This is a genomic window from Paenarthrobacter sp. TA1.8 (assembly GCF_048595705.1).
Taxonomy (GTDB): domain Bacteria; phylum Actinomycetota; class Actinomycetes; order Actinomycetales; family Micrococcaceae; genus Arthrobacter; species Arthrobacter nitroguajacolicus.
This window is the reverse complement of the sequence record NZ_CP184287.1, coordinates 2669456-2685329: the sequence shown is the minus strand read 5'-3', so window position 1 is coordinate 2685329 and position 15874 is coordinate 2669456. Positions and strand designations below refer to the sequence as shown.

Here is a 15874-nt window from a genome sequence, read left to right as displayed (position 1 = left end):
GCGCTGGAGCTAGTGACCCCTTGCGATCCACTCATCCAGGTGCGGCTTTTCCGCGCCGATGGTGGTGGAATCGCCGTGTCCGGTGCGGACCACGGTTGCCTCGGGCAGCGGGAGGAGCTTGGTCCGGATGGACTCGATGATGGTGGGGAAGTCGCTGTATGAGCGTCCCGTCGCACCGGGTCCGCCTTGGAAGAGTGTGTCTCCGCTGAAGAGTGTTTCTTCGCTGGGCAGGTGGAACGAGACAGACCCGGGCGAGTGTCCGGGAGTGTGGATCGCTTTCAGTGTTGCACCGGCAATGGTGAACTCGTCGCCGTCCACGATTGCCACATCGGGATCAATTTCGGGGAACACTGCCCGCCATAGCATCCAGTCGTCCTGGTGCAGGTGGATGGGAGCTTTGACGAGCTCCCAAAACGCGCCGGCGGAACTGATGTGGTCGTCATGGCCGTGGGTCAGCAAAATGGCTTTGACGGTGCGGCCGCCCACGGCCTCACGAATCGCTTCGGCGTTGTGGGCGGGGTCGATGACGATGCATTCGGAGTCGTCGCCGATGATCCAGACGTTGTTGTCAACGTCCCAGGTTCCGCCGTCAAGGGAGAATGTCCCGGAAGTAATGACGTGATCGATTGAGAGGTTGCCGGCGCTCACAGCTCAACCACCGATCGCAGGACGGCGCCTTGATGCATCTTGTCGAACGCTTCTTCGACCTGGTTAATGGTGATGCGCTCGGTCACGAATGCGTCCAGGTCCAGCTTGCCCTGCTTGTAGAGGTCCACGAGCATGGGGAAGTCCCTGGAGGGCAGGCAGTCGCCGTACCAGGATGACTTGAGTGATCCGCCTCGGCCGAAGACGTCTAGAAGTGGTAGTTCCAGGGTCATCTCCGGAGTGGGGACACCAACCAGGACCACGGTGCCTGCGAGGTCGCGGGCGTAGAACGCCTGCTTGTAGGTTTCGGGACGTCCGACGGCGTCAATCACCACGTCTGCGCCGAAGCCGCCTGTCAGGGCGCGGATTTCTTCGACAGGGTCTCCTGCGGATGAATCCACGGTGTGTGTCGCGCCGAGTTCTTTGGCGCGCTCGAGCTTCTTTGCGTCGATGTCGACGGCGATGATGGTGGTGGCGCCTGCGAGCGCGGCACCGGCGATGGCTGCTACGCCCACGCCGCCGCAACCAATGACGGCCACCGAGTCGCCACGCTTGACGCCGCCGGTGTTCAGTGCCGCACCCAAGCCTGCCATGACGCCGCAGCCGAGCAGCCCGACAGCGGCGGCATCGGCGTCGGGGTCTACCTTGGTGCATTGTCCGGCGGCGACCAGGGTCTTTTCGGTGAACGCGCCGATGCCCAGGGCGGGCGAGAGTTCCGTGCCGTCTTCGAGGGTCATTTTTTGGGTGGCGTTGTGGGTGTTGAAGCAGTACTGGGCTTGGCCGCGGTTGCAAGCACGACAGTTACCGCAGACTGCCCGCCAGTTGAGGACGACGCGGTCGCCGGGGGCTACATCGGTGACATCGGGGCCCACCGCGCTGACAACGCCGGTGGCTTCGTGGCCGAGCAGGAACGGAAAATCGTCGCTGATGCCGCCCAGTTTGTAGTGGAGGTCGGTGTGGCAGACGCCGCTGGTGAGGATGTCCACCAAGGCTTCGCCGGGACCGGGCTCGGGAACCATGATGGTTTCCAGGGTTGCGGGTGCGCCTTTGGAGCGGACGACGACACCTTTGACTGCGTGGACCATGGAGATGTTCCTTTCGGGCTCGCGGGTAGCGGGGGCCCTTAAATGCAGCAGGGCCCGCTACGGATTCCCAATCTGTCTATCACAGGTGACAGACAGCGTGTGGATTGTTCCGTGCGGGCCCTGGAGGGGTTACGCGTGGAGCCGGCGGTTAGACGGCGACCAGGCGCTTCTCAACCTCGGAAGCGGAGGGGTTGGTGGCCGCGGTTCCGTCGGGGAACAGCACGGTGGGGACCGTACGGTTTCCGCCGTTGAGCTGCTCGACGAGTTCGGCAGTGCCATCCACTTCTTCAATGTTGATCTCGGTGTAGCCGATGCCCTTGGCGTCCAGCTGCTTCTTCAGGCGGTTGCAGTAACCGCACCAGGTAGTCGAGAACATGGTGATGGTGCCGGAGTCGGGAGTGAAGTCCACAGAGCTCTCCTCAGTATTGATCGTTTGCACGGGATGGTTCGTTGATATCAACGGTAACCCGCGATCAAATAATTCCCGTTCGGTCGCGAAGCCGGGTTACGTCACATGCCTGCGCTGGTGCGTTTGGCGGGGAGGAGGCAGACTGTTGCCATGTGTGGACGTTATGTGATGGCCCGTGCGGTGGGGGACCTGCTTGCCGATTTCGACGCCGAGCTTGAGAACGAGATTGCCCTTGGGAAATCGTGGAATGTGGCTCCTACGGACGCTGTTCCCATTGTGTTGGAGAGGTTGATTGACGACGACGTTAAGCGGCAGCTCCACGTCGCGAAGTGGGGGCTGGTGCCCTCATGGGCGAAGGACCCCAAGGGCGGCGCGAGGCTTATCAACGCCCGCAGCGAAACGTTGTTGGAGAAGCCGTCCTTCAAGAAAGCTGCGGTGGCCAGGCGTTGTGCGGTTCCCGCGGACGGCTACTACGAGTGGAAGAAGGGCGAGGGCAAGAACAAGCAACCGTACTATGTGCATCCGGCGGACGGCCACGGTCTGGTCTTTGCGGGCTTGTACGAGTGGTGGCGGGACCAGTCAGCTTCCCCTGATGACCCGGGCCGCTGGTTGCTGTCCATGTCCATCCTGACCGCCGACACCCCCACGGTGGAGGAGGCGCGAACCCGGCGCAGTGCTTCGGTGTTTGACGAACTGACCGCCCTCCATGACAGGGTTCCGTTGCCCATGAGCACGGAGACGATGGAAGCGTGGTTGGATCCGCGCGAGAAAGACGCCCAGGGTTTGGTGGACATGGTCCGGTCCAGGGCGCACGACGCCGCCGCTGACTGGACGCTGGACCCGGTGGGGGCCGCAGTGGGCAATGTCCGTAACAACTCACCGGAACTCATCGAACCGGTGGAGGGTCTCTTCTAGGAGTCAGAGGGCTTCGTTCACCGGCACGCCGGATTGGAACTCCCGGCCATCGGCTTCGCTGAAGCCCGTCATGACGTGGCCTTTGCTGAGGCCGTGGATGGCCGACATCGGGAAGTTCCCCGTGATGACGTTGCCGGAGTGCTCCACGCCCTTGATGTCGTAGTTCTCCTCGGCACTGAGGGAGTGGTTGAAGGAGTAGAACGAGATTGCCTCGCCGTTCATGAACTCGATTCCGAGCCTGCGCTGTGAGGAATAGTCCTCGCTGGCAGCAACAAGGCCCACGACGTAAGCGCCGGAGCCTGGTATGTTGCCATCGATTTCGAACCGTGCCACGAGGTTGTCGTCTTCGGCGGAGATGTTGACCTGCTTCAGGAGTGCGTCATTGGTGCTCATGCCACAATCCTGCTCTGTGGACCGGCTGCCGTCCACCCCTTGACTTTCACCCTTCCAGCAAGCGCCGGACGTTCCGTGCCACCGTAGCGCTGTCCGTGTGCTGCCCTTTGCGGGCGGTCAGCAGGTGCATGGCCAAGCCGTCGCTGTAGTCGGATATTGCTTCCGCCCGGGCCCTGGCTTCTGGTATGCCCATGGCTCCGAGCAGTTGCGCCAAGGCCGATACCAGCCGCTCGTGCCCGGCAGCCACAACATCGGGCTGGTCAAGGGCAAAGGCGAAACGGGCCCGGGTCAGTTCCGCGTTCTCATGCGCGAGTCCCATGACCGCTCCGGCGATCTGCTCTGCCAAGGCGGCTACCGACGTCGGGATTTCCCTTCCACCCTGCTGGAGCAGGAGGCGGTCCCGTTCTTCAACGCGGTCGACGGCGGCCCCTATCAGCGCTGCACGGCTGCGGAAATAGTTCGAGGTAGTTCCGACGGCGACGCCTGCTTGGGCGTCGACGGCCCGGTGGGTGAGTCCCTTGAGGCCCTTGGCAGCAACGACTGCGAGCGCTGCGTCGGCAAGTTCGGTTCGGCGGTCCGGCATGGCGAAAGTCTAGCTTCAAACCCTATCGGTACTACAAATGTAGTAGTACAGTGTGGCCATGGAAAAAGTGGACATCATTGGTGGAGGAATCGCCGGGCTTGCGCTCGCAGGAATGCTCAACCCCGGCAGGTTCGACGTCACTGTCCATGAACAGCGGACCGAACTCCCAACAGTCGGAACAACCCTGGCCATGTGGCCGGAAGCCCAGCAGGCGTTATCCAGACTGGGGATACTCGGGGCCGTGCGGAATCATGGAGCCATTATCAAAGCCGGCGCACTTCGACGGCCCTCCGGAGAAGCCCTGCTGTCCATGGAGGGTGAGGGTTTGTTGGGAGTATCCCGACCCGAACTGCTGAGGCTGCTGGACACCGCGGTGCCCGTTTCGGTACGCCGGGTAGCGGGGAGGGTGGATCACCCTTCGGGCGCAGCCGCGTTGACCGTGGGAGCCGATGGAGTCAACAGCATTGTTCGGAGGGATTCGTGGGGCAAGCGAAGTGCGGCAAAGCCCACGCCCTTCCTGGCAGTCAGGGGAGTCGTTCCCGGAACCCCGTCCCCACGCGACGTTGGAGAATACTGGGGACGCGGTGAAATTTTCGGCTTGGCCCCTGCCGTAGGGGGAAGCAACTGGTACGCCTCCTTCCGCTCCGAGTTGGGCCCGGACAAGGTAGACGTCGCAGAGGCACTCGAAGTGACACGTCAACGCTATGCCAACTACTCGTCCGCTGTGCGGGTTGTACTCTCGCAGGCAAATCCGGAGACGTCACTGGCGCAACGCATCTGGACCACTCCACCCATGGGCCGATACACGCGAGGGAGCGTTGCGCTGGTAGGGGATGCCGCGCACGCCATGACCCCAAACCTGGGGCGTGGCGCCTGCGAAGCCCTCATCGATGCTGTGACCCTGGGCAAACTGCTGAACGACCAACCCATGGACCAGGCACTCGCCACCTACAACAGGAGGCGGGTCATTCGCACCCAGCTACTCCGCTCGGCTTCTTCCGCCATGGGGAGCGTTGCTCTTGCCCAGGGCGCACAACCATGGCGCGACGCCTTGTTGAAGCAGGTGGGAAAACGTGTGGCCGGAGCCCGGGAGGGCGCTGAAACTTCGAAGTAGGTTTTGTCGGTACGTCGGCGTAAACTTGATTTATTCGAACATACTTTCGAATATGGTTTCCTGGCGTAAAGAGGTGAGGGCATGGGGCTGTTCAGTGAATCTGTCGGAGTTAGCTGCACTGACGCAGGCCAGCCGCGGGAAGTCCAATGGAAAGGAACGCAATACACGGTCACCAACGAACCTGTTCGATGGTACGAACGGCGCCAATGGTGGCTTGAAGAAAGCCGCGCCCCCCTTGGCAGCGGAGCTGGCCTGGTTGACCACGAGATCTGGCGTGTCCAACTCCTGCCAACCTCAGCTGACGCAGAAAACAGCCACCCCATCACCCTCGACCTGGTCCGGCACGTAGGAAGCGGACGCTGGAGACTCCTGCGCATCCACGACGCCGCACCAGCACGCGCCGTAGAACCCGAAGAAGCGGCGTAAACGTTGAGCTTCACCCACCTGCACGTCTCCACGGCATTCAGCGCTCACTACGGCGTCTCCTGGCCGGATGAGCTGGCCCAAACAGCCGCAGCAGACAGAGCCACAGCGCTCGCCTGCACAGACCGGGACGGCCTGTACGGCACCATCAAACACCTCAAAGCATGCATGGACGCAGGCATCGACCCCATCGTAGGGGTGGACCTAGCGGTATTCGACGACGACCACCGCACCCAAGTCGCGGGCCGCGTCGTCGTACTCGCCCACGGAAACAACAACGGCGCAGGGTACAGGGCACTGTGCCGCCTTATATCCGACGCCCACGCACGCACTTCAGGCAAAGCCGGGGGAGCGGTCCCCGCTGCAGTCACCCGCGGCGAACTCGCCTCAAGGACCCTCGACCCCAAAACCCTCAAACCAGTCCTGACCGTGCTGATAGGACCCGACTCAGACGTCGGCCAAGCCATGGGAGGCCGCAAATACCTCAGGCCCAGAACCCTCTTCAAACAATGGATAGACGCCATGCCACCCGGCACCATGGTCGCTGAAGTCGTATCCCACCTCAGCGCCCCCGGAGAACCACTAAGCACAGCCCATGCCGTGCGCATGCTCAAGCTCGCACTCGAATACAACATTCCCGCAATCCTCAGCAACGCCGTCCGCTACTGTGCCCAGGACGGCGCCGCCACCGCAGACGTCCTCGACTCCGCACGAACCCTCAAATCCCTCCCTGAACTCTCAACGGCACCCCCGCTCCAACCAACAGGGATGCTCCAACCAACAGGGCAGGGCTGGCTTAAGACCCCGCACCAAATGCTCCAACTCGGCAAAGAAATCATGAGCGCAGCAGGCCTGGGGAAAGCCGACCTCACCAAACTCCTCGCAAACACTGAAGTGCTCGCAGACAAATGCCGCATCAATCCTGTCCTTGATATGGGATGGAAGAAGCCGGTAGTTCCCGAGGCCTCCATCATCGGCATCGACGCTGACCCCATGATTGAACTCAACCAACGCTGCGAAGCCGGAATCACCCGACGGTTCCCGGGCATCAATGGAGATGCAGAAGAACATCTGCGCTCGCGGTTGGAGCACGAGCTGGGGATCATCGGCAGGCTCGGCTTTGCCTCGTACTTCCTTACAGTGGCAGAAGTTTCAAGGATGATCCTCGATATGGGTGTCAGGGCAGCTGCGAGGGGATCCGGTGCCTCAAGCCTGGTCAATTACTTGATCGATATCAGCCAGGTTGACCCGATCCGCCATGACCTCATCTTCGAGCGCTTCCTCTCCGGCCGCAGATCCACGCTTCCTGACATTGATATTGATGTGGAAAGTGCTGAAAGGCATAACGTCTACCGAAAGATTTTTGACCGCTTCGGTGCCGAACGCGTCACCCTGATGAGCATGCAAAACGGCTATAGGGCACGTGGTGCCGTTCGGGATGCAGGCATGGCCCTGGGAATGCCTGACGAAGAAGTGGGTGAGATTGCCAAGCAGCTGTGGAGATTCTCTGCACGTAAGTTCCGCGAAGCCCTGGTGGAGAAGCCCGAGTTGCGCGATTTTGCCGGGCGCGTGGAGAGGGGTGCCATGGAGGAGAACCAGCAGTTGGATTTGTTGGTGGATCTCACCGAAAGGCTGGATCGGCTGCCCCGGCATATCTCCATGCATCCCTGTGGAGTGATTTTGGGAGATGCAACACTCCTGGACCGAACTCCCGTTCAGCCCAGCGGTTTGGGCCTGCCCATGAGCCAGTTCGACAAACACGACATGGACCCCATGGGCATGCTCAAACTGGATGTCCTGGGAGTGCGCATGCAGAGCGCCATGGCATTCGCGGTTCGGGAAGTAATCAGGCTGCATCCTTCCAAGGCTGAAGTTGTCGCAGCCGGGCGGCATCCAGTGGAGCCAGGTGGCGCAGGTCCCGACTACATCGCCCCTGACGGCCGGATTGACCTCAACGCCGTACCGTTCGACGATGAGCCCACCTATGAGCTGATCCGGAGCACCCACACACTCGGTTGCTTCCAGATCGAATCACCGGGACAGCGTGAGCTCATTGGAAAGATGGCGCCCCGGGAATTCAACGACCTCATCATCGACATCTCACTTTTCAGGCCCGGACCCATGAAATCCGACATGGTGCGACCCTTCCTGGAACATCGGCATGGCTTTGCTCCTGAGATTTATCCCCATCAGGACCTGAAGCCCGTGTTGGAAGAGACCCATGGCGTTACCGTGTTCCATGAACAGATCCTGAAGACCTTCCGCGTCATGACTGGCTGCGGTTTGGACAGGGCTGATGAGTTTCGCAGGGCCCTGGGCGACGAAGTGCATGAGCCGGGAGTGGAGAAGTACTTCCGCAGGGAAGCAATCAAGAACTACTCTCCCGAAGTGGTGGACAAGGTCTGGGGAACCCTGAAAGCCTTCGGCAGTTTTGGTTTCTGCAAAGCCCACGGTGCTGCCTTTGCGGTGCCCACTTATCAGTCCGCCTGGCTCAAGGCCCATCATCCCGAGGCTTTTCTTGCCGGTCTGTGGGAACATGACCCCGGGATGTATCCCAAACGCCTTCTGGTAGCGGAAGCCCGCCGACTCGGCATTCCCATCCTTCCTTTGGATATCAACAGGAGCCAAACCGAATATCGGGTGGAGAAAATCCAACAGGGCCCCGATGAGGGCAAGCTCGGCATCCGCTTGAGCCTCACAGGAATCTACGGACTTTCAGGCGCGGAATTGAAGCGGATCGTGGCCGGGCAACCTTACGACTCCCTGGCGGACCTGCGTGCGCGGGCAAGGGTGAGCAAGCCGAACATCAAAAGACTTGCCCAACTTGGCGCCTTCGATGCTTTGCATAAAGATTCTGGCGGAAAAGCTAACCGGGCCGATCTTGTGCACCATTTGCAGGCACTCCAAAGCAGCCCTTCGAAAAAATCTGCAGATGTCATCGAAGGTCAACTGTCATTTGCCTTGGGCGATATTGAATTGAGGAACCTGGCTCCTGAACTTCCCGAACCTTCCATGGTGGACAACGTCAGGGCGGAACTTGATCTCATGGCTGTGGATGTCAGCGAGCATCTGATGGATAGCCACAGGCCACTGTTGGACAAACTGGGAGTTACAACGGCAGACAAACTCCTGGGCCTGCGCAACGGGACCGAAGTCCTGGTGGCAGGGGTCCGAATAGCGACCCAGACCCCACCCATGCGAGGCGGGCGGCGCGTCGTCTTCATCAGCATCGACGACGGGACCGGTTGCGTGGATTCAGTCTTCTTCCATGAAGCCCAGGAAGAATCCGGGCCACTGCTGTTTGGTACCCGATTGCTACTGATCCGTGGAACCACCAGAAGGACCGGTCCCAAGGGAATCAGCCTGAGCGCAAGCAAAGCCTGGGACCTCAGCCGGCCCGAAGCATTGCCATATGCCGAACTCCTGCCTGCCGAAATGGGGCTACCGGAGGGTTACACCCACCATGGGCCGCTCCACGGCATCTCCAGGAACCTTGCCATCACTGGTCTGGGAAGCTGAACCCGCGGCTGAATCTTGCCCCGGCCAGCCCAATTCGGTCCCGGCGCGCTGCTTTGGCCGCCTTCGCTGAAGCGGATACGATTGTCGGTGGCTGGCTGTGGTCCCCGTACGCCACAAGCTATGAAGCCTTAACTATGAATAGGAGACACCCGTGTCAGATGCCCAACAGATCACCCTCATCGTCGATGGCGAAGAGACCAAGGTGACGGAAGGGACTACCGGCGCGGAACTCTTCTTCGAGCGCCGCGACGTCGTTGTAGCCCGTGTGGATGGTGTGCTGAAAGACCTTGACCAGATCCTCACCGAAGGCGCAGACGTCCAGGGCGTCACCATCGATTCCCCCGATGGGCTCAACGTTCTCCGCCACTCAACAGCCCACGTCATGGCACAGGCTGTTCAGCAGTTGCGCCCCGACGCCAAGCTCGGCATCGGCCCGTACATCACCGACGGCTTCTACTTCGACTTCGACGTCGCTGAGCCCTTCACCCCGGAAGACCTCCGCACGCTGGAAAAGATGATGCAAAAGATCATCAACCAGAACCAGAAATTCGTTCGCCGTGTGGTCACCGAAGAAGAAGCCCGCGAAGCGATGGCCAACGAGCCCTACAAGCTCGAGCTGCTGGGCAAGAAGAACGACGCAAGCGATGCGGTGGAAGGCGTCAATGTCGAGGTAGGTGCGGGCGACATCACGATCTACGACAATGTGGATCGAAAGAGCGGCGAGAGCATCTGGTGCGATCTTTGCCGCGGTCCCCACCTGCAGAACACCAAAATCATCGCCAACGCCTTCGCGTTGACCCGCTCTTCCGCCGCGTACTGGCTCGGCAACCAGAACAACCAGCAGTTGCAGCGCATCTACGGCACCGCGTGGCCCACCAAGGAAGCCCTCAAGGCTTACCAGGAGCGCATTGCTGAAGCTGAGCGACGGGACCACCGCAAGCTCGGCGTCGAACTTGACCTCTTCTCCTTCCCGGATGAGCTGGGCTCAGGCCTCCCTGTGTTCCACCCCAAGGGTGGCATCATCCGCAAGGCAATGGAGGACTACTCCCGCCAACGCCACGTGGACGCAGGTTACGAGTTCGTCTACACCCCGCACATCACCAAGGGACACCTCTACGAGGTCTCCGGCCACCTTGACTGGTACAAGGACGGCATGTTCCCGGCGATGCAGGTAGACGCTGAATTCAACGAAGACGGCACTGTTCGGAAGCCGGCCCAGGATTACTACCTGAAGCCGATGAACTGCCCCATGCACAACCTGATCTTCCGTTCACGGGGCCGGTCCTACCGCGAACTTCCGCTGCGCCTCTTCGAATTCGGCTCTGTGTACCGCTACGAAAAGTCCGGGGTTGTGCACGGTCTGACCCGCGTCCGTGGCATGACACAGGACGACGCCCACATCTACTGCACCCGCGAACAGATGAAGGACGAGCTCACCACCACGCTGAACTTCGTCCTGGGCCTGCTCAAGGATTACGGCCTGGACGACTTCTACCTGGAACTCTCTACCAAGAACGAAGAGAAGTTCGTTGGTGACGATGCCGCTTGGGAGGAAGCCACCCGCACTCTTTCCGAGGTTGCTGCGGCTTCCGGTTTGGAGCTGGTACCGGACCCGGGTGGAGCAGCATTCTACGGACCTAAAATCTCCGTCCAGGCAAAGGACGCACTCGGCAGGACCTGGCAGATGTCCACCATCCAGCTGGACTTCAACCTGCCTGAGCGTTTCGAACTGGAGTACCAGGCAGCCGACGGCACGCGCCAGCGGCCGGTCATGATCCACCGAGCCCTTTTCGGTTCCGTGGAACGCTTCATGGGTGTACTCACCGAGCACTACGCCGGGGCGTTCCCGGCCTGGCTGGCTCCTGTCCAGGTGGTGGGAATCCCCGTGGCGGAAACTTTCAACGACTACATGTTCGACGTCGTTGGCCAGCTCAAAGCTGCAGGAATCCGTGCCGAGGTTGATATCTCCTCGGACCGGTTCCCGAAGAAGATCCGCACGGCCAGCAAAGACAAGATCCCCTTCGTCCTGATTGCCGGTGGTGAGGACGCAGAAGCCGGTGCGGTGTCGTTCCGCTTCCGGGACGGCAGCCAGGATAACGGGGTTCCCGTGGCCGAGGCGGTCCGCAGGATCGTTGACGCCGTCAAGAACCGCGAGAGCTGACGGAACGGACACATAGACGGTGCAGGAGAACACAGGCGCGGCAGCTGACCTTCCAGGCGACGCAGACGTAACCGATGACTTCGGATTGGCGGGCGTACCGGACGCGTTTCAGCGCCTGTGGACTCCGCACCGTATGGCCTACATCAAGGGCGGGCAGGATCAATTCAAGAACAAGGATGACTGCCCGTTCTGTGTAGGACCCACGCGCTCGGATGAGGAATCCCTCATCGTCCATAGGGGAAGGACCTGCTATGTGGTCCTGAATTTGTTCCCGTACAACCCCGGGCATCTGTTGATCTGTCCCTACCGGCACGTTCCCGACTACACGGACATCACGGCGGAGGAAACGGCGGAGTTCGCCGATCTTACCCAGACGGCAATGCGCGTGCTGCGGAAGGTTTCGAATCCCAGCGGCTTTAATCTGGGCATGAACCAAGGCGTTACCGGCGGTGCAGGCATCGCCGCGCATCTCCATCAGCACGTGGTTCCGCGCTGGGGCGGGGATGGAAACTTTTTCCCGATCATCGCTCAGACCAAGGCCATTACGCAGACCCTTGATGAGGTCCGCAAGCTTGTGGCTGAAGCCTGGCCGGGGGAGTCGAATGCTCAATAGGCATGCGCGCGGCTTTTTCACTTCACTTTTTACACCTTTAGCGCGTTGGCTCCTCAGGATCGGTGTGTCTCCGGACGCAGTGACCATTGCAGGGACCGCCGGCGTCATCCTGGGGGGACTCGTCCTCTACCCGCTGGGCTTCTTATGGTGGGGTTCAGTCGTGGTCGCCTTTTTTGCGTTCTCGGATGTCGTAGACGGAATCATGGCAAGGCTGCAGGGGCGGAGCGGTGGTTGGGGTAATTTCCTGGACTCTACCTTGGACCGTCTCGCCGATGGCGCGATTTTTGCCGGCCTCACCATCTGGTTTTTCACCGGCGGTGAGGATCCGGCAATAGGCACCGCCGCCGTCGTCTGCCTGGTTCTTGGCATGGTTGTTTCCTACGCCCGGGCCAAAGCGGAGTCCTTGGGCTACCAGGCCAGCGTGGGGATCGCAGAGCGCGCAGAACGCTTGGCTTCCGTGCTGCTCATCACGGGGCTCACGGGATTGGGGCTCCCGCCGGTTGTGTTGTTCGGGACCCTGATTCTTCTTGCCCTGGCCAGCTTGGTGACGATCGTCCAGCGAATGTCGGCAGTGCGGCGGCAGGCCATGGCTGAAGCCGATGGAACCGCTGCAGCGTAAACGACCAGCAGGCAATGCTTGCCAAAGGAACTGGCAAGCGACCAATGTGGCTCCTCCGAAGTTGTGCACCTGCCCTACTGGAGCCCGCTTTGTTGCCCGCTCAGGCAGTAATGAATGTACAGCCACCATGCAAGGTGCGACTACTATTACTAGTACTTGGTCACCTTGACCTGAAACCCGGTGTGCGCTGATAGCGGTCTGTGGCTGCGTGCGCCCCCGGCAAGAAGGTCGTTTATCTACCCATAGGGGTTTTTGTGTCTACACCAGATGTAAGCAACGAAGCCGGTTCGTCCGCGAACAGCGTCACGGGCAGCAGCCGCGTCAAGCGGGGCATGGCGGAGATGCTCAAGGGCGGCGTCATCATGGACGTCGTTAACGTCGAGCAGGCCCGCATCGCCGAGGATGCCGGTGCCGTCGCTGTCATGGCGCTCGAGCGTGTCCCGGCCGATATCCGCGCCCAGGGCGGAGTGTCCCGCATGTCCGATCCGGACATGATCGACGCGATCATCGCCGCCGTGTCCATCCCGGTCATGGCCAAGGCCCGCATCGGCCACTTCGTCGAAGCCCAGGTCCTGCAGTCCCTCGGTGTTGACTACATCGACGAGTCCGAGGTCCTGACCCCGGCGGACTACATCAACCACATCGACAAGTGGAACTTCACCGTCCCCTTCGTTTGCGGTGCCACCAACCTTGGTGAGGCCCTGCGCCGCATCAACGAGGGCGCGGCGATGATCCGTTCCAAGGGCGAAGCCGGCACCGGCGATGTTTCCAACGCCACCGGGCACATGCGCAAGATCCGCTCCGAGATCGCCAAGCTCGCCGCCCTTCCCGAGGACGAGCTGTACGTTGCGGCCAAGGAACTGCAGGCCCCGTACGAGCTGGTCAAGGAAGTTGCCGCCACCGGCAAGCTCCCCGTGGTGTTGTTCACCGCCGGTGGCATCGCTACTCCGGCTGACGCTGCGATGATGATGCAGCTCGGCGCCGACGGCGTGTTCGTCGGCTCGGGGATCTTCAAGTCCGGCAACCCGGCAGAGCGCGCCGCCGCCGTCGTCAAGGCCACCACGTTCCACGACGACCCCGATGTCATCGCAAAGGTCTCCCGCGGCCTCGGTGAAGCCATGGTCGGCATCAACGTCGACGACATCCCGCAGCCGCACCGCCTGGCTGAGCGCGGCTGGTAAGCCGCACTTAAGTCTCGGACAGCGGCAATCCTCTGCGTGCTATTCCCCGCGCCCCGTTGGCAGCTAAGTAGCTGCTCAGGGCGCGGGGCCCCTTTTACGCACACTGCCGGATCGCCCCTGCCCTCAGCTTGAGGTGCTTGAGGTTATGAACGACGCCGGACGGTCGCCTTATGAGGTGAGCGTCCGGCGTCGTTGTGTTTAGTTGAGGCCTCGGCGCTTTAGTAGGGGGGCCAGGTCGGCGTCATGGCCTCGGAATGAGCGGAAGGATTCCAGCGGATCGCGGCTGTTACCCCTCGATAGCAGCTCGGATCTGAACCGGTCCCCGTTGGATCGGGTAAGGCCGCCGTTTTCCTTGAACCACTCCACGGTGGCCGCGTCCAGCACCTCGCTCCAGATGTAGGAGTAATAGCCGGCTGCGTAGCCCGCGCCGGCGAAGATGTGCTGGAAGTAGCCGGTGCGATACCGCGGCGGGATCAGTGGATGCGCGACTCCCGCGTCGGCCAAAGCCCTGGCTTCGAAGGCGGGAATGTCGTCCGGAACTTCGGACTCTGACAGCACGTGCCACGCCAGGTCAAGGAGGGCCGCGCCGAGGTATTCGGTGGTTGCGAAACCTTCTCCCCACAACAACGACTCATTGAGTTTGTCCACCGTGTCCTGGGGGAGAGCTTCCCCGGTGGAGTAGTGACGTGCGTAGTTGGCCAGTACCTCCGGCCACATGATCCACATTTCGTTGACCTGGGACGGGTACTCCACGAAGTCGCGCGGCACGGACGTGCCGGAGAACCGCGGATAGGTGACATCGGAAAAGAGGCCGTGCAGGGCGTGGCCGAATTCATGGAAAACGGTACGGACCTCGTCCAAGGACAACAGTGTAGGCTCGCCGGGCGCCGGCTTGGTGATGTTGAGGTTGTTAATGACCACGGAGCGCGTTCCCAGGAGGCTGGACTGTTCGACCAGGGAATTCATCCAGGCACCTCCGCGCTTTGATTCCCGCGTGTAGTAGTCGCCCAGGAAGAGGCCGAGGCCGCTGCCGTCTTCATTCCGGACCTCCCAGATTCGGACGTCGGGGTGATAGCCGTCCAAGTCTTCGCGCTCATGGAAAGTGACCCCGTAAAGCTGCGTTGCCGCATGGAAGACACCGTCGTTGAGCACGGTTTCAAGGCTGAAGTAGGGCAGGAGTGCCTGCTCGTCCACCTGGAACTTTTCCTTTCGGACAAGTGCAGAGTAGTACGCCCAATCCCATGGCTCGAGTTGGTGTCCGGCGGATTCCGCTAAGGCGTCTGCCTCCTTCCGGGCGTTACGCACAGCAGCAGGTGCCAACTGGCCCAGCATCGCCGCCACCTCGCTGAAACCGGGAGCAGTCTGTTGGTCCACGACCAACTCAGCGAAGTTGGCAAACCCCAGCAGCGTTGCTTTCTCGGCCCGCAAACGCGCGGTAGCCTTCACAAGTTCACGGACATCCAAGTCGCCGCCCTCGGTGCCGCGTGCCAGAGACGCTTCGAACAGACGACGGCGGATGGTCCGGTTCTCCAAGGACGCCATGGCAGGTTGGTTGCTGGGTTGGATCAAGGTCAGTAAGTACTTGCCGTCATGCCCGGCAAGCTTGGCTGCTTCCGCGGCGCCGGTGACCACTTCGGGCTGCAGCCCGGCAAGATCATCGGCGTCGTCAAGAAGCAGGGCGGCGGACTTCATGCCTTCCTTGACGCGCTGGCCAAACTCGGTGCCCAATCGGGACAGTTCGGAGTTAACTTCACGCAAGCGTTGTTGCCCGGTGTCATCCAGTTGAATTCCGGACTGCCGGAACTCCTTGAGGTACTCCCGTACTAGTCGGGACGATTCTGCTTCCAAGTCTGTTGTATCGATGGCCGCGAATCGGTGGTAGAGCGCGCGGTTCATGTAAACAGCATCCTGGTGTGCCGACAACTTAGGTGACAGCTCTGTCTCCAGCGCCTTGATGGCGTCGGAAGCATCCGCGGAAACCAAGGTGAAGAATGCCGCAGCCGCCCTGTTGAGGAGAAGCCCCGACCGCTCCATGGCCAGTGCCGTGTTTTCCAAGGTAGCTGGCTCCTGATTGGCCACGATCCGGGAAATCTCCTGGAGGTGCGATGCCAATCCTGCCTCTATAGCCTCCGCATAGTGCTCTGCTGAGATGCCGGCAAAGGGCGGCAGCCCATAGGGCAGGGGGCTGGGGCTCAAGAGTGGATTAGTCATGAA

General features: G+C 61.2%; 14 protein-coding genes. 8 read left to right on the top strand and 6 right to left on the bottom strand.

Annotated features, from left to right (window positions below):
- Window positions 1-9: 9 nt before the first annotated feature.
- The 3 genes from ACNAOT_RS12370 to ACNAOT_RS12360 form a co-directional block, all read right to left on the bottom strand.
- The gene (locus ACNAOT_RS12370; RefSeq protein ID WP_420178230.1) at window positions 10-648 is read right to left on the bottom strand and encodes an MBL fold metallo-hydrolase; all 639 of its coding nucleotides are present in this window, start codon (window positions 646-648) and stop codon (window positions 10-12) included.
- Window positions 645-1730, bottom strand: a complete 1086-nt coding sequence (locus ACNAOT_RS12365) for an S-(hydroxymethyl)mycothiol dehydrogenase (RefSeq protein WP_420178229.1) — start codon at window positions 1728-1730, stop codon at window positions 645-647. The genes ACNAOT_RS12370 and ACNAOT_RS12365 overlap by 4 nt, the downstream gene beginning before the upstream one ends.
- Before the next feature lie 148 nt (window positions 1731-1878).
- Window positions 1879-2139 carry a mycoredoxin gene (locus ACNAOT_RS12360; protein ID WP_091467878.1) on the bottom strand — a complete coding sequence of 87 codons (261 nt, stop codon included), beginning with the start codon at window positions 2137-2139 and terminating at the stop codon, window positions 1879-1881.
- Between the two features lie 168 nt (window positions 2140-2307).
- Between ACNAOT_RS12360 and ACNAOT_RS12355 the strand changes: the two genes are divergently transcribed.
- A complete protein-coding gene (locus ACNAOT_RS12355; protein ID WP_420181161.1) occupies window positions 2308-3054 on the top strand; it encodes an SOS response-associated peptidase in 747 nt (248 codons plus the stop codon).
- Between the two features lie 3 nt (window positions 3055-3057).
- Here ACNAOT_RS12355 and ACNAOT_RS12350 read toward each other — a convergent pair whose 3' ends face one another.
- On the bottom strand, window positions 3058-3447 hold the full coding sequence (locus ACNAOT_RS12350; protein WP_091467874.1) for a hypothetical protein: 390 nt from the start codon (window positions 3445-3447) through the stop codon (window positions 3058-3060).
- Between the two features lie 46 nt (window positions 3448-3493).
- Window positions 3494-4030, bottom strand: a complete 537-nt coding sequence (locus ACNAOT_RS12345) for a TetR/AcrR family transcriptional regulator (protein WP_420178228.1) — start codon at window positions 4028-4030, stop codon at window positions 3494-3496.
- Between the two features lie 52 nt (window positions 4031-4082).
- Here ACNAOT_RS12345 and ACNAOT_RS12340 point away from each other — a divergent pair, with 52 nt between their 5' ends.
- From ACNAOT_RS12340 to pdxS, 7 genes are all read left to right on the top strand, one after another.
- Entirely contained in the window at window positions 4083-5144 is a 1062-nt protein-coding gene (locus ACNAOT_RS12340; protein ID WP_420178227.1) for an FAD-dependent monooxygenase, read from the top strand.
- An 81-nt stretch (window positions 5145-5225) separates the two neighbouring features.
- Window positions 5226-5570 carry a DUF6504 family protein gene (locus tag ACNAOT_RS12335; protein ID WP_420178226.1) on the top strand — a complete coding sequence of 115 codons (345 nt, stop codon included), beginning with the start codon at window positions 5226-5228 and terminating at the stop codon, window positions 5568-5570.
- Between the two features lie 3 nt (window positions 5571-5573).
- Window positions 5574-9086, top strand: coding sequence for a DNA polymerase III subunit alpha (locus ACNAOT_RS12330; RefSeq protein ID WP_420178225.1), 3513 nt, complete (start codon window positions 5574-5576; stop codon window positions 9084-9086).
- 151 nt (window positions 9087-9237) lie between these two features.
- Window positions 9238-11247: a threonine--tRNA ligase gene (gene thrS, locus ACNAOT_RS12325; protein WP_420178224.1), complete on the top strand. Its 2010-nt coding sequence runs from the start codon at window positions 9238-9240 to the stop codon at window positions 11245-11247.
- Window positions 11248-11266: 19 nt separating this feature from the next.
- Window positions 11267-11860, top strand: coding sequence for an HIT family protein (locus ACNAOT_RS12320; RefSeq protein WP_091467865.1), 594 nt, complete (start codon window positions 11267-11269; stop codon window positions 11858-11860).
- On the top strand, window positions 11850-12479 hold the full coding sequence (gene pgsA / locus ACNAOT_RS12315) for a phosphatidylinositol phosphate synthase (protein ID WP_091467863.1): 630 nt from the start codon (window positions 11850-11852) through the stop codon (window positions 12477-12479). Before ACNAOT_RS12320 ends, pgsA begins: the two co-directional genes overlap by 11 nt.
- Before the next feature lie 254 nt (window positions 12480-12733).
- Window positions 12734-13660, top strand: a complete 927-nt coding sequence (gene pdxS / locus ACNAOT_RS12310) for a pyridoxal 5'-phosphate synthase lyase subunit PdxS (RefSeq protein WP_017197521.1) — start codon at window positions 12734-12736, stop codon at window positions 13658-13660.
- A gap of 198 nt (window positions 13661-13858) precedes the next feature.
- Here pdxS and ACNAOT_RS12305 read toward each other — a convergent pair whose 3' ends face one another.
- Entirely contained in the window at window positions 13859-15871 is a 2013-nt protein-coding gene (locus tag ACNAOT_RS12305; RefSeq protein WP_420178223.1) for a M3 family metallopeptidase, read from the bottom strand.
- Window positions 15872-15874 lie beyond the last annotated feature (3 nt).